The following is a 14388-nucleotide window of genomic DNA, read 5'->3' as shown; positions in this document are numbered from 1 at the left end:
TCGCCACTGACTGAGTCACTGACAGAAAGGGACGGATAGCCGGTGTCGACGCCGTTCTATGTCTCACCCCAGCAGGCCATGGCCGACCGGGCGGAATACGCCCGCAAGGGCATCGCCCGTGGTCGCAGCCTTGTTGTGCTGCAGTTCGCCGATGGCATCGTGTTCGTCGGCGAGAACCCGTCCCGTGCGCTGCACAAGTTCAGCGAGATCTATGACCGGATCGGCTTCGCGGCCGCCGGCAAGTACAACGAGTACGAGAACCTGCGGATCGGTGGCGTGCGGTACGCCGATCTCCGTGGATACACGTACGACCGTGACGATGTGACGGCCCGTGGGCTCGCGAACGTCTATGCCCAGACCCTCGGCACGATCTTCTCGAGCCAGGCGGAGAAGCCGTACGAGGTCGAGCTGGTCGTCGCCGAGGTGGGCGCCACGGCTGACTCCGATCAGATCTACCGGCTGCCGCACGACGGTTCGATCGTGGACGAGCACGGCTCGGTCGCGGTCGGCGGCAACGCCGAGCAGATCAGCACGTATCTCGATCAGCGTCATCGTGACGGGATGTCGCTCGCCGAGGCGCTGAAGCTGGCCGTGCAGTCGCTCTCCCGCGACACGAACGGCAGCGAGCGGGAGATTCCCGCGGAGCGGCTCGAAGTGGCGGTGCTCGACCGTACGAGGCCGCAGCAGCGGAAGTTCAAGCGGATCGTCGGGCGTCAGCTCGCGCGGCTGCTCGAAGGCGGCGCGTCGGCACCCACGGACGCCGATTCCGACAACGAAGAGCCGGATGCCGACTCCGACGAGAGCTGAATAGTTCAGTTCGTCGTACGCCCCGTGTTCCGGCCCTGTGGCCGGGGCGCGGGGCGTACGCATGTGCGGGGTCAGCGGTCGGCGGGGGCCGTCGAGCCGCGGGTCACCAGGCCGACGGGGAGGGTGTCGGTCCGTGGCGTACGGCCGTCGAGGACGGCGAGCAGGGACGTCATGCCGCGTTCGCCGAACCGCTCGGCGGGCAGCCGCACGGTGGTGAGTTCGGGTTCCACGGCGGTCGCCAGGGTGAGGTCGTCGAAGCCGGTCACCGAGAGGTCCTCGGGCACGCGCAGGCCGAGGCGGCGGGCCGCCTTGCAGGCGCCAGCGGCGAGGATGTCGTCGTCGCAGACGAGTGCGGTGGGGCGGGGTCCGGGGGCGCGCAGGGCGGCTTCAGCGGCCGTGCGGGCGTCGTCGACGGTGAGGAGTGCCCTGGCGGTGCGTACGGCCGCTCCGGTGCCCCTCAGCGCCGCTGTGAGGGCGTCGGAGCGTACGTCGAAGGTCCAGGAGTCGACGTCCGCGGCGAGGTGCAGGAAGTCGCGGTGGCCCAGGGCGAGCAGATGCTCGGTCACCTGGCGCATGCCGTCGCCGATGTCGAGGTTGACGGTGGCCGCGCCGAGGCTGTCGGCCGGGTCGCTGTCGAGCATGACCAGAGGAAGCGCGTCGCCCTGGATGGTGGCGAGGGTGTCGGAGGCCATGGAGGACGCGAGGATGCCGTCGAGGGCGGCCCGGCTGGAGTCGAAGGGGTCGCGGGCGGGGCCGACGCCTTCGGGGGAGGGGTAGAGGACGACTCCGACGCCGTGTTCGGCGGCGACGCGGGCGGCTCCGGTGTAGACGCGGGCGAAGAACTCGTTCGTGAGGGCGGGGACGACGAGGAGCGCTGTCCTGGTGCGGCCGAGGCGCAGGTTGCGGGCGGCGAGGTTGGGACGGTAGCCCAGCTCGCGTGCGGTGGCCCTGACGCGCTCGGCGGTGCGCTCGGCGACGCGGCCGCGCCACTTCTCGCCGAACACCAGGGAGACGGTGGCCTGGGACACCCCGGCGGCGCGTGCGACGTCGCGGCTCGTGGGGCGTGGGCCCCCGGCTTCTTGCTGCGGTCCGGCCACCGGCACCTCCCAGATCGTGCCCGCGGGACCGGGGCAGCGGGCGGCCACCCAGTAGACCGCGGCCAGCGCACATGGTACGTATGACCCTCGACGTTATACGTAACACCTAGGCGCGTCAGCGCGCGGGGGAGGGAGCATCACATGGCTTCCGGATACGCGGAGATCCTCCGTGCGCGGTACGTGACGCGGCTGCTCGCGGGCACCTTGGTGGGGCGGCTGCCGAACGCGACCGCGCCGATCGCCATCGTGCTCTTCATCCGCGCCGAGGGAGGGTCGTACAGCCTGGCCGGAGCGCTCGCCGCGGTCTACGGGGTGGCCAACGCCGTCGGACAGCCGCTCCTCGGGCGCCTGGTGGACCTCTACGGGCAGCCGCGCGTGCAGCTGCCCGCGGCGCTGCTCTCCGCCCTCGGCATGGCGGCCTTCGCCTTCACCGGCCCCGACGCGCTCGCCCTCGCCTACGCTTCGGTCGCCGCGGCGGGTCTGACCACGCCACCCCTGGAGGGCGGTCTGCGGGCGCTGTGGCCGAGCGTCCTTCGCGACGAGAAGCAGGTGCACGTCGCGTACGCCATGGACGCGGTGGCGCAGGAGATCATGTTCACCGTGGGGCCGCTCCTCGTCACCGGATGTGTCGCGCTCTGGTCGGAGCAGGCCGCGCTGCTCGTCGTCAACGCCGTCGGAATCCTGGGCGCCCTCTCCGTGGTGGTCTCCAAGCCCTCGCGCGCGTGGCGCTCGGCCGACCGTGAGGCGCACTGGCTCGGGGCGCTGCGCTCGCCCGGGCTCCTCGCGCTCCTTGGCGCGTATCTCTTCGTCGGCGTGGCGCTCGGCTCCATCAACGTCGCGGGTTCGTCGTACGCCGACGGGAACGGCGGCGACGCCGTGTACGGGTGGCTCATCGCGGCGGTGGGGTTCGGCGGGCTCGTCGGCGGTGTGGTGTACGGGGCGCGGGAATGGAAGGGCGTACCGGAGAAGCGGCTCACCGTGCTCGTCGCGCTGCTCGCCGTCGGCTACCTGCCCCTGATGCTCACGCCGGGCGCGGTCGCCATGACGCTGCTCGCGGCTCTCGCCGGGGTCTTCCTCGCGCCCTCCCTGGCATGCGCGTTCATCGTCGTCGACCGGCACGCTCCGGCGGGCACGGTCACGGAGGCGTTCTCCTGGCTGGTGACCACCTTCATGGTCGGCGCCTCCCTGGGGACGGCGGGCGCGGGCCCCGTCGTCGAGTGGGGCGGGACCACGGCGGGCTTCGTCATCCCCGGGGTCGCCGGAGTGGCCGCCCTGCTTGTCCTGCTGGCCACGGCGCGGACGCTCGCACTCCCCGCTGAATCGGCGGTGGTTGCGGGTTCATCCGAAAATGATCGAAACGGTGCCGTCGAACCCGGTTTCAGGGCAGGGCATCAGGCGTAATGTTCAGTCATGGACCGCCGCATTTTCGGGCTGGAGAATGAGTACGGCGTCACGTGCACGTTTAGGGGACAGCGCCGTCTGTCGCCTGACGAGGTGGCGCGCTACCTCTTCCGCCGTGTTGTCTCATGGGGCCGCAGCAGCAACGTCTTTCTGCGGAACGGCGCCCGCCTCTATCTTGACGTCGGGTCACATCCGGAATATGCCACACCGGAATGTGACAACGTGACCGAGCTGGTCACCCACGACAAAGCGGGCGAGCGCATTCTGGAAGGCCTGCTCGTCGACGCCGAACGCCGCCTGCACGAGGAGGGAATCGCGGGCGACGTCTATCTCTTCAAGAACAACACCGACTCGGCGGGAAACTCCTACGGCTGCCACGAGAACTATCTGGTGGCCCGGCACGGGGAGTTCTCGCGGCTCGCGGACATCCTCATTCCCTTCCTCGTCACGCGACAGCTGCTGTGCGGCGCGGGCAAGGTGCTGCAGACTCCGCGCGGCGCCGTGTACTGCGTCAGTCAGCGTGCCGAGCACATCTGGGAAGGGGTCTCCTCCGCGACCACCCGCTCCCGGCCGATCATCAACACCCGCGACGAACCGCACGCGGACGCCGAGCGCTATCGAAGGCTGCACGTCATCGTCGGCGACTCGAACATGTCCGAGACGACCATGCTCCTGAAGGTCGGCGCCACCGACCTCGTCCTGCGCATGATCGAAGCGGGCACGGTGATGCGGGACCTGACATTGGAGAACCCGATCCGGGCGATCCGCGAGGTCAGTCACGACATCACGGGCCGCCGCAAGGTGCGTCTGGCCAGCGGCCGTGAGGCCTCCGCCCTCGAAGTACAGCGCGAGTACTACGAGAAAGCCGTGGACTTCGTGGACCGCCGCGGCATTCGCACGGGCACCGTCGAGCAGGTCCTCGAGCTGTGGGGCCGCACGCTCGACGCGATCGAGGCCGAGGACCTCGACCGCATCGGCACCGAGATCGACTGGGTCATGAAGTACAAGCTCATCGAGCGGTACCGGGCGAAGAACAACATGACCATGTCGCATCCGCGGGTCGCGCAGATAGACCTCGCGTACCACGACATCCACCGCCGGCGCGGGCTGTACTACCTCCTGGAGAGGAAGGGGCAAGCCGCCCGCATCTGCAACGACTTGAAGATCTTCGAAGGCAAGTCGGTGCCGCCGCAGACGACCCGCGCGCGGCTGCGCGGTGACTTCATCCGCAGGGCCCAGGAGCAGCGCCGCGACTTCACGGTCGACTGGGTGCACCTGAAGCTCAACGACCAGGCACAGCGCACCGTGTTGTGCAAGGACCCCTTCCGGTCGGTGGACGACCGGGTGGAGAAACTGATCGCCGGTATGTAAGCCAAGATGCAGGAGATGCGTTGCGGGAACGCAACGCGGGGCGCCGTACGTTCCTCGTACGGCGCCCTTCTCCATGCGTAGAGTTGCGCGCACGCCAACCGACAAGATCGACCGATACGAGGCCCCCACCGTGCGCCGACGCTCACTTCTTCTCGCTGTTCCGGCAGGCCTGCTCACGCTGGCCGGCTGTGGTGACGACAAAAAGGCCGACAAGGCCAAGTCCAGCGACAGTCCATCCCCTTCCAACTCGTCGTCGGCCGCGCCGACGGCGAAGATCGTGGACGGGCCGCTGCCCGAGGTCACGAAGGGGACGAAGTTCGGTGAGAAGCCGACCGTCGCCAAGGGGCCGGGCAAGGCGTCCTCCGACCTCGCGGTCAAGACCCTGGTCGAGGGCAAGGGCGAGGTCGTCAAGAAGGGCGACTACCTCCAGGCGAACTACCTCGGCCAGATCTGGGCCACGGCCAAGGTCTTCGACAACTCGTACGACCGCGGCAACCCCACGGTCTTCCCGATCGGCACCGGTCAGGTCATCCCCGGCTGGGACCAGGCCCTGGTCGGCAAGAAGCTCGACAGCCGCGTGCAGCTCGCGATCCCGCCGAAGATGGGTTACGGCACCGAGGGCAACAAGCAGGCGGGCATCAAGGGCACGGACACCCTGGTGTTCGTCGTGGACCTCGTGGGCACCTTCAGCAACAAGAGCTCGGCCAAGGGCAAGGAGGTCGCGCAGTCCAACATCGACCTCCCCAAGGTCGGCACGAACACCGACGGCAAGGCCCCCTCGATCGAGGTCCCGAAGAAGAAGGACGCTCCCGAGAAGCTCGTCGCGACGTACATCCTCGAGGGCGACGGCGACGAGATCAAGGAGACCGACAGCCTCCTGTGCCAGTACAAGGGCGTGCTGTGGGCCGACGGCAAGGAGTTCGACTCCTCGTACAAGAGCGGCCAGCTCGCCTCGTTCCAGCTGGCGCAGGTCGTCAAGGGCTGGGCGCAGGGCCTGACCGGCAAGAAGGTCGGCAGCCGCGTCCTGGTCGTCGTCCCGCCGAAGCTCGGTTACGGAGACAAGCCGCCGCAGGGCAGCACCATCAAGAAGGACTCCACGCTGGTCTTCACCGTGGACATCCTCGCGAAGATGTAACACTGTCCCAGCTGGCCATTCGTATCAAAGCAGGAGCATTAGACGTGAGCATCGAGAAGCCCGAGATCGACTTCCCCGACGGTCCGGTCCCCACCGACCTCGAGATCGTGGAAATCTGGGAGGGCGACGGCCCGGAGGCCAAGGCGGGCGCCACCGTCAAGGTCCACTACGTGGGTGTGGCCTTCTCCACCGGTGAAGAGTTCGACGCCTCCTGGAACCGCGGCACGCCGCTCCAGTTCCAGCTGGGCGCCGGTCAGGTCATCGCAGGCTGGGACCAGGGCGTGCAGGGCATGAAGGTCGGCGGACGCCGCCGGCTGACCATCCCCGCCCACCTGGCGTACGGCGACCGGGGCGCCGGTGGCGGCGCCATCGCGCCCGGCGAGTCGCTGATCTTCGTCTGCGACCTCGTCGGCGTCTGAGCGACGACTGAGGTCAGGTCTGATCAGACCTGACCACTGAGGGCCCATGCCTGTTCCGGCATGGGCCCTCCCGTCTCCCACCACCACCCTCAACGGATTCCCTTCGGGATGCCCCCCCTTGCTCTCAGCTTTCACCGAGACACCCCGGGGCGGTACGGTCGGCGGTCGGAAGTCATGTTGAGGAAGGGCGTCGATGGCCATTGCCAAGGCCGAGCGGCTGATGAACCTGGCGCTGTGTCTGCTCGGGACGCGGCGGCCGCTCAGCAAGCGCGAGCTGCGCGAGTCCATCGAGGCCTATCTGGAGGCGGGGTCCGACGACTCCTTCAACCGGATGTTCGAGCGTGACAAGGACGATCTGCGCGAACTCGGTCTGGTCATCGAGACGGTGGAGAACCTCGACGGCGAGGTGGGTTATCTCGCGCGCCGCGACAGCAACCGCCTGCCGCCCATCACCATCGACGCCGAGGAAGCCGCCGCGCTCGGCCTCGCGGCCAAGGTCTGGCAGCAGGCCAGGCTCGCCGGAGCCGCCAGCGGCGCCCTGCAGAAGCTGCGCGCCGCCGGACTGCCCGAGGACGTCGACCCGTACGAGGCGCACAGCGCCCTCGAACCGCGCATCCCCGTGCACGAGGCGTCCTTCGAGCCGCTGATGCTGGCCTGCCGCGACCGCCGCCCCGTCGTCTTCGACTACCGCAAGGCCACCGCGGCCCGCCCCGAGCCCCGCCACGTCGAACCGTGGGCGCTCGAGTGCTGGCGCGGCCACTGGTACCTCGCGGGCTGGGACCGCGACCGCGGCGCCGAGCGGGTCTTCAGGCTCTCCCGGATCACCGGGAAGGTCCGCGCTCGCGCCGGGAAGTTCACCGCCGACATCCCCGATGTGGTCACGGTGCGTGAGACCGTCGCGAGCTGGGCGGGGGAGAGCGCCGACCGCTCCGCTCTGATCAGACTGCGTACGGGCGCGGGCTATCCGCTGCGCGCCAAGGCCGCTCACATACGTGAAGTGGGCGAGGGATGGGACGAGTTGGAGATTCCGTACGGGCACGGGCTCGACGCCTGGCTGGTGGAGTTCGGGCCCGATGTGGTGGTCCTTGAGCCCGCCGAGCTGCGGGCCGACGTAGTGGACCGGCTGCGCGCCGTGGCCAAGGGCTGAGGGGACGTACGACCATGGCCTCGAACGCCATCGACCAGACCCGCCGGATGCTCTCCCTGGTGACCTACTTGCGCGAGCGCCCTGGCGCCCACGTCAGTGACGTGGCCCGCGCCTTCGGGATCACCGAGGACGAGCTGATCTCGGACCTGGACGTGCTGCCGCTGTGCGGGACCAGTTTCCGCGGCGGCGACCTCCTCGACATCGACACCGACGGCGACCGCATCTGGTGGCACAACCCGGACGACGTGGCGGCCCCCCTGCGGCTCGCCGCCGACGAGGCCACCGCGCTCCTGGTGGCCGCCCGCGCGGTCTCCACCCTCCCAGGGCTGCGCGAGAGCGACCGGCAGGCGCTCCTTCGCGCCACCGCGAAGCTGGAGGCGGCAGCCGGTGAGAACGCGGGCGCCAGCGCGCGGCTCTCGGTGACCTTCGAGTCCGAGGGCGGTGTCTTCGCCGAGGTCGACCGCGCCATCTCCGAGCGGCGTCGGCTCTGGCTGCGCTACTACTCGCCCGCGCGTGACGAGCTCACCGAGCGCGAGGTCGACCCGATCCGGCTCTTCGCCGTCGGGCACACGTACATGGAGGCGTGGTGCTACCTCTCCGAGGCGCGCCGCACCTTCCGCCTCGACCGGGTGGCCGAGATCAAGATCCTGGACGAGCCGTCGTCGCCGCCCGAGGTCGAACTGCGTGACCTCTCCGAGGGGCTCGTGCAGCCCGCCGCCGAGGACCCCGAGGTGGTCGTGGAGGTCGGGCCCGGCGGCCGCTGGGTCGCCGAGTACTACCCCCACGACAGCGCCGAGGAGCTCCCCGACGGCGGCCTGCGGATCACGCTGCGCACCCCGGACCCCACCTCGCTGCGCAGGCTCGCGCTGCGGCTCGGCGGGGACGGGCACATCGTCTCCCCGGCGGACCTCGCGGACAGCGCGCGCAAGGCCGCGCGCGAGGCACTCGCGGCCTATGACGAGCACGACAAGCACCCCGGCGGGTCGCATGACAGGCAGGAGCAAGGGCGTTGAACACCAGCATCTTGTCCGAGATTCCCGGAATGTCGAGAATCGCCCCCGTACTCTTCAAGGCCGCCTGCCCCGACTGCCGAGCCCGCTTCGAACTCTCCGCAGGCTCTCTGCGCCTTGCGATCGGCGCCTCGGCCCGCACCACCTTCTACTCGTTCACGTGCCCCGAGTGCGGCACCGCGGTGCGCAAGCCCGCCGGTGAGCGCATCGTCGAACTGCTCACCGGCGGCGGGGTGCGGACGCTGCGTCTGCACTCGACCGTCTAGGCTCGGCGCATGTTCTGGGCGATGCTGGCGATTGCCGCGGGGTTCTGTGGCCTCGCCGTGCTCGGCGTACTGGCGATTCGGGTCTTCATCGAGGCGCAGCGCCTCAGCAGTCAAGTGACGCAGACCACACAGCGGATCAACCGCGCCGCGGAGGATCTTGAGGCGGCTGCCACAGGTGTGGCCCGTGCGAGCCGGGACACCCTCTAGGGCCCGTGAATCCTGGCGGTGCGGCCGGGACACGTATCGACCCCGCGGCCTGTCAACTTCCCTTGTCCGGCGGGTACGCTGCTGAAGTGGCCCGGAGTGCGAGGCGCGGGCCGCAACTGGGAGTACGCACAGGGATTGCCCTGCGTTCACCCCTGAGCGTTACGATCGCTGCCAGCACGGTGGTCGGACAGCCAAGTCCGGCCTGTCCGGCAGCCCCGCCCCTGCCGCCTCGGTGAGAAGGTAAAGACCTATGTTCGGAAAGATCGGCGCCCCCGAGATCATTCTCATTCTCGTCGTCATCGTTCTGCTGTTCGGCGCGAAGAAGCTTCCCGACATGGCCCGGTCGCTCGGCAAGTCCGCGCGCATCCTCAAGAGCGAGGCCAAGGCGATGAAGTCGGACGGCAAGAAGGACGAAGCCGCCCCGGCCGACCCGCCCGGCGACCCTTCCGCCGCTCAGCCGCGCACGATCCAGGCCGCGCCCGGCGACGTGACCAGCTCCCGTCCGGTCACCGAGCCCACCGACAGCACGAGCACGACCAAGCGCTGATTCAAGGCCGGCGACGGCCGGCCTGCCGCACGAGATGAGGACGTGGGTTGCTCAAGTCTGCCCGCAAGAAGGAACAGGATCCCGAGGGGCGGATGCCTCTTGCGGAGCACTTGCGCGAGCTCCGCAATCGGCTCGCGAAGGCCGTGCTGGCCATCATCGTCGTCGCGATCGTCGCCGCGTTCTTCTACAAGAACATCATCGAGTTCTTCACGGACCCGATCCTGAAATCCGTGGGGTGCGAATCCAGCTTCGCCGAGCTCGCGGCGAACGGCGGCCACGAGACCTGCGCGCGCATCGTCCTGAACGGCCTGCTCACGCCGTTCACGCTCGCCCTCAAGGTGTCCTTGACGGCCGGTGTGGTCCTCGCTTCGCCGGTCTGGCTCTACCAGCTCTGGGCGTTCGTCGCGCCCGGGCTGCACCGCAGCGAGAAGAAGTACGCCTACGGATTCGTGGCTGCGGGCTTCCCGCTGTTCCTCGGCGGCGGTTTCTTCGCGTACAAGACGCTGCCGACGATGGCCCGGGTGCTGCTCGACTTCTCACCAGCCGGAGTCGACAACCAGCTGCCGCTCGACGAGCTGCTCGACCTGGTCACCCGCATGGTGATCGTCTTCGGCCTCTCCTTCGAGCTTCCGCTGCTCCTGGTGATGCTGAACCTCACCGGGGTGCTCTCCGGCAAGCGGATGCTCGGCTGGTGGCGCGGCATGATCATGGGCATCACGGTCTTCGCGGCCGTGGCGACGCCCAGCACCGACCCGCTGACCATGATGATGCTCGCCGGACCGATCTGGGTGCTCTACTTCGCGGCCACCGCCTTCTCGATCCTCAACGACCGGCGCAAGGCCAAGATCGAAGCCGAGGGGCCCGATGACGACGAGGCCTCCGACCTGGACCTCACCCCTGACGACGTCGGCGAGATCGAACCCGTGTCCGCGAACCGTGCGCTGCCCGAGCAGGCGAGCGGCGACAGCACGAACCGGGATCGGGTGAACGGTTTCGACGACGCGACCTGATCTTGTAAGGTCCTCCCTCAAACTCCGTCCGGGGGGACCCTCAGTGACCAGCGAGATCACTCTCTTCGTCAATCCCACCGCGGGCCGCGGCCGGGGCGCCCATGCGGCGCAGCCGGCCGCTTCCGCGTTGCGGGCCGCGGGCTTCTCCGTGCGCACGGTCATCGGCGAGGACGCCGGCGACGCGCTGCGCCGGGCCCGGGACGCCGTCGACGCCGGTACGGGCGCGCTGATCGCCGTCGGCGGCGACGGCATGGCTAGCCTCGCGCTGCAGGCGGTCGCGCAGACGCCCACCCCCTTGGGGGTGATCGCCGTGGGCACGGGCAACGATTTCGCGCGTGCCCTCGGGCTTCCGGTGCGCGACCCGGCCGCGGCGGGGGCGGTCGTCGCCGCCGCGCTCGAGGCGGGGCGCACGCGGGACGTCGACCTGGGGCGGGTGGGCAAGACGTGGTTCGGCACCGTGCTCGCCTCCGGCTTCGACTCACGGGTCAACGACCGGGGCAACCGGATGCGCTGGCCCACGGGGCGCTTCAAGTACGACCTGGCGATGGCCGTCGAGCTGGCCGCCTTCCGGCCCGTCCCGTACCGGATCACGCTGGACGACGGCCGGGCCCACGAGGTCGACGCGACGCTCGTCGCCGTGGGGAACGGACCGTCGTACGGCGGAGGCATGAAGATCTGCGCGCGGGCGGACATGGGCGACGGCCTCTTCGACGTCACGGTCGTCGGCGACTGCAGCCGTACGACGCTCCTCAAGGTCTTCCCGCGCGTCTATAAGGGCACGCACCTGGACCATCCCAAGGTCACCGTGTTCCGGGCCGCGAAGGTGGAGCTCGCCGCACCGGGCGTCACCGGGTACGCCGACGGGGAGCAGCTCGGGGAACTGCCGCTGACGGCGGAGTGTGTGCCGGGGGCCGTGCGGGTCCTCGCGCCCTGAGGCTGGGCGGCCCGCAGGTACCCCGAGCCCGCAGGTACCCCAAGACGGATAATGATCGTCCGTTGTCAGTGGTGGCCGGTAGTCTCGAAAGCACGATGACAGAGGACCTCTCACCGGCCGAGCGGTACGCGGCGGCGCGCGAGCGCGCTGTCGAGCAGGCCACCGCACTCGCTGGCTTCCGCGAGATGTACGAATTCGGCCTCGACCCCTTCCAGATCGACGCCTGTCGGGCGCTCGAGTCGGGCAAGGGTGTTCTCGTGGCCGCCCCCACGGGCTCGGGCAAGACGATCGTCGGCGAGTTCGCCGTGCACCTCGCCCTGCTGCAGGGCAAGAAATGCTTCTACACGACGCCCATCAAGGCGCTCTCCAACCAGAAGTACGCCGACCTCTCCAAGAGATACGGCGCGGACAAGGTCGGTCTGCTGACCGGCGACAACAGCGTCAACTCCGATGCCCCGGTGGTCGTGATGACCACCGAGGTGCTGCGGAACATGCTGTATTCGGGCTCGCAGTCGCTGCTCAACCTCGGCTATGTGGTGATGGACGAGGTGCACTACCTCTCCGACCGCTTCCGTGGCGCCGTCTGGGAAGAGGTGATCATCCACCTTCAGGAGTCGGTGACGCTGGTCTCCCTGTCGGCGACCGTCTCGAACGCCGAGGAGTTCGGCGACTGGCTCGACACCGTGCGCGGCGACACCCAGGTGATCGTCTCGGAGCACCGGCCCGTGCCGCTGTTCCAGCACGTCCTCGCCGGACGCCGGATGTACGACCTCTTCGAGGAGGGGGAGGGCCAGCGCAAGGCCGTCAACCCCGACCTCACGCGCATGGCGCGGATGGAGGCCAGCCGTTCGTACAACCCGCGTGATCGCCGCAAGGGCAAGATGATCCGCGAGGCCGACCGCGAGCGCGAGCGCAGACAGCGGTCGCGGATCTGGACGCCGGGCCGGCCCGAGGTCATCGACCGGCTCGACTCCGAGGGTCTCCTTCCCGCGATCACGTTCATCTTCAGCCGCGCGGCCTGCGAGGCCGCCGTGCAGCAGTGCCTGCACGCGGGACTGAGGCTGAACGACGAGGACGCGCGGGCACAGGTCCGCGAGATCGTCGAGGAGCGCACGGCCGCCATCCCCGACGAGGACCTGCACGTCCTTGGTTACTACGAATGGCTTGAAGGCCTTGAGCGCGGCATCGCCGCGCACCACGCGGGCATGCTGCCGACCTTCAAGGAGGTCGTCGAGGAGCTCTTCGTGCGCGGGCTCGTGCGCGCGGTCTTCGCCACCGAGACCCTCGCGCTCGGCATCAACATGCCCGCGCGCAGTGTGGTGTTGGAGAAGCTCGTCAAGTGGAACGGCGAGCAGCACGCGGACATCACACCCGGTGAGTACACGCAGCTGACCGGCCGTGCCGGGCGGCGCGGCATCGACGTCGAGGGCCATGCGGTGGTCCTGTGGCAGCGCGCCATGAGCCCGGAGCACCTCGCGGGCCTCGCCGGCACGCGTACGTACCCGCTGCGGTCCAGCTTCAAGCCGTCGTACAACATGGCGGTGAACCTGGTCGAGCAGTTCGGGCGGCACCGCTCGCGCGAGCTCCTGGAGACGTCCTTCGCGCAGTTCCAGGCCGACAAGTCGGTCGTCGGGATCTCCCGGCAGGTGCAGAAGAACGAAGAGGGTCTTGAGGGCTACAAGGCCTCGATGACCTGCCACCTGGGCGACTTCGACGAGTACGCACGCCTGCGCCGCGAGCTGAAGGACCGGGAGACCGAGCTCGCCAAGCAGGGCGCCAACCAGCGCAGGGCGGCTGCCGCCGCAGCCCTTGAGAAGCTCAAGCCCGGTGACGTCATCCACGTGCCGACCGGGAAGTACGCGGGCCTCGCGCTCGTCCTGGATCCGGGGATCCCCGCGGGGCGGGTCAACGGCCACCGCGGCTTCGAGCACCAGGACGGGCCGCGCCCCCTTGTCCTCACCTCCGAGCGGCAGGTCAAGCGGCTCGCCTCGATGGACTTCCCGGTGCCGGTCGAGGCCCTGGAGCGGATGCGCATCCCGAAGTCGTTCAACGCGCGCTCGCCGCAGTCGCGCAGGGACCTGGCGTCCGCGCTGCGCACGAAGGCCGGGCACATCGTGCCGGAGCGCCATCGCAAGGGGCGCGCGGTCGCCGCCGACGACCGAGAGATCGCCCGGCTCCGTACGGAGCTGCGGGCGCACCCCTGCCACGGGTGCGACGAGCGGGAGGACCACGCCCGGTGGGCCGAGCGCTACTACCGCCTGCGCCGGGACACCGTGCAGCTGGAGCGGCGCATCGAGGGGCGCACGAACACCATCGCGCGGACCTTCGACCGGATCGTCGCGCTCCTGACCGAGATGGACTATCTGCGGGCTGACGAGGTCACCGAGCACGGCAAGCGGCTCGCCCGGCTCTATGGAGAGCTGGACCTCCTCGCGAGCGAATGCCTGCGGGAGGGCGTGTGGGAGGGGCTCAGCCCGGCCGAACTGGCCGCGTGCGTCTCGGCGTTGGTCTTCGAGGCCCGGATGGCGGACGACGCGCTCGCCCCCAAGCTGCCCTCCGGGAAGGTGAAGGCCTCGCTCGGCGAGATGGTGCGGATCTGGGGGCGGCTCGACGCCCTGGAGGAAGAGTTCAAGATCAACCAGGCGGAAGGGGTCGGGCAGCGGGAGCCGGACCTCGGCTTCGCCTGGGCGGCGTACATGTGGGCGTCGGACAAGGGCCTCGACGAGGTGCTTCGGGAGGTCGAGATGCCCGCGGGGGACTTCGTCCGGTGGTGCAAGCAGGTGATCGACGTCCTTGGGCAGATTTCGGCTGCGGCTCCTCGTGAGGGGAGCACGGTCGCGAAGAACGCCCGTAAGGCCGTGGATCAGCTGCTGCGAGGGGTTGTGGCGTACAGCTCGGTCGGCTGACGGCGGATGGTGGTGGGGGGGCGGGGCGGGGGGTTTGCCCGCCCCCCCCCCCCCCCACCCCCCCCCCCCCCCCGCCCGGGCCCCGCCCCCCGGGCCGCCACCTCCCCCCCCCACCGGGGGACCGGGCGGCC

14 protein-coding genes are annotated in these 14388 nt (G+C 69.6%); 13 read left to right on the top strand and 1 reads right to left on the bottom strand.

Features of this window, described 5'->3' with window-relative positions:
* The first annotated feature begins 42 nt into the window (after positions 1–42).
* Positions 43–807 carry a proteasome subunit alpha gene (gene prcA, locus ACWFRJ_RS16925; RefSeq protein ID WP_453530462.1) on the top strand — a complete coding sequence of 255 codons (765 nt, stop codon included), beginning with the start codon at positions 43–45 and terminating at the stop codon, positions 805–807.
* Positions 808–878: 71 nt separating this feature from the next.
* Here prcA and ACWFRJ_RS16920 read toward each other — a convergent pair whose 3' ends face one another.
* Positions 879–1904: a LacI family DNA-binding transcriptional regulator gene (locus ACWFRJ_RS16920; RefSeq protein ID WP_453530459.1), complete on the bottom strand. Its 1026-nt coding sequence runs from the start codon at positions 1902–1904 to the stop codon at positions 879–881.
* Positions 1905–2045: 141 nt separating this feature from the next.
* Between ACWFRJ_RS16920 and ACWFRJ_RS16915 the strand changes: the two genes are divergently transcribed.
* From ACWFRJ_RS16915 to ACWFRJ_RS16860, 12 genes are all read left to right on the top strand, one after another.
* Positions 2046–3305 carry an MFS transporter gene (locus ACWFRJ_RS16915; protein WP_453530456.1) on the top strand — a complete coding sequence of 420 codons (1260 nt, stop codon included), beginning with the start codon at positions 2046–2048 and terminating at the stop codon, positions 3303–3305.
* Positions 3306–3314: 9 nt separating this feature from the next.
* Positions 3315–4676: a Pup--protein ligase gene (gene pafA, locus ACWFRJ_RS16910; RefSeq protein ID WP_055550703.1), complete on the top strand. Its 1362-nt coding sequence runs from the start codon at positions 3315–3317 to the stop codon at positions 4674–4676.
* Between the two features lie 130 nt (positions 4677–4806).
* Positions 4807–5811 carry an FKBP-type peptidyl-prolyl cis-trans isomerase gene (locus ACWFRJ_RS16905; RefSeq protein WP_453531176.1) on the top strand — a complete coding sequence of 335 codons (1005 nt, stop codon included), beginning with the start codon at positions 4807–4809 and terminating at the stop codon, positions 5809–5811.
* A gap of 44 nt (positions 5812–5855) precedes the next feature.
* Complete coding sequence (locus ACWFRJ_RS16900) at positions 5856–6230, top strand: FKBP-type peptidyl-prolyl cis-trans isomerase (RefSeq protein ID WP_383285458.1); 375 nt, start codon at positions 5856–5858, stop codon at positions 6228–6230.
* 193 nt (positions 6231–6423) lie between these two features.
* Entirely contained in the window at positions 6424–7377 is a 954-nt protein-coding gene (locus ACWFRJ_RS16895; protein ID WP_453530451.1) for a helix-turn-helix transcriptional regulator, read from the top strand.
* A gap of 14 nt (positions 7378–7391) precedes the next feature.
* The gene (locus tag ACWFRJ_RS16890; RefSeq protein ID WP_453530448.1) at positions 7392–8390 is read left to right on the top strand and encodes a helix-turn-helix transcriptional regulator; all 999 of its coding nucleotides are present in this window, start codon (positions 7392–7394) and stop codon (positions 8388–8390) included.
* Between the two features lie 29 nt (positions 8391–8419).
* Positions 8420–8653, top strand: a complete 234-nt coding sequence (locus ACWFRJ_RS16885; protein ID WP_383284939.1) for a hypothetical protein — start codon at positions 8420–8422, stop codon at positions 8651–8653.
* A gap of 9 nt (positions 8654–8662) precedes the next feature.
* The gene (locus ACWFRJ_RS16880) at positions 8663–8860 is read left to right on the top strand and encodes a hypothetical protein (protein WP_383284936.1); all 198 of its coding nucleotides are present in this window, start codon (positions 8663–8665) and stop codon (positions 8858–8860) included.
* Between the two features lie 250 nt (positions 8861–9110).
* The gene (gene tatA / locus ACWFRJ_RS16875) at positions 9111–9407 is read left to right on the top strand and encodes a Sec-independent protein translocase subunit TatA (RefSeq protein WP_453530444.1); all 297 of its coding nucleotides are present in this window, start codon (positions 9111–9113) and stop codon (positions 9405–9407) included.
* 47 nt (positions 9408–9454) lie between these two features.
* Positions 9455–10417, top strand: coding sequence for a twin-arginine translocase subunit TatC (tatC, locus tag ACWFRJ_RS16870; RefSeq protein ID WP_453530442.1), 963 nt, complete (start codon positions 9455–9457; stop codon positions 10415–10417).
* 43 nt (positions 10418–10460) lie between these two features.
* Positions 10461–11351 (top strand): diacylglycerol kinase, encoded by an 891-nt coding sequence (locus ACWFRJ_RS16865; protein WP_453530439.1) that lies wholly within the window; start codon positions 10461–10463, stop codon positions 11349–11351.
* 95 nt (positions 11352–11446) lie between these two features.
* A complete protein-coding gene (locus tag ACWFRJ_RS16860; protein WP_453530436.1) occupies positions 11447–14257 on the top strand; it encodes a DEAD/DEAH box helicase in 2811 nt (936 codons plus the stop codon).
* Positions 14258–14388: the final 131 nt, after the last annotated feature.

The sequence above is a fragment of the Streptomyces sp. NPDC055239 genome (assembly GCF_053606205.1).
The sequence above is the reverse complement of the archived record's forward strand: the minus strand, read 5'-3'. Positions and strand labels throughout refer to the sequence as shown.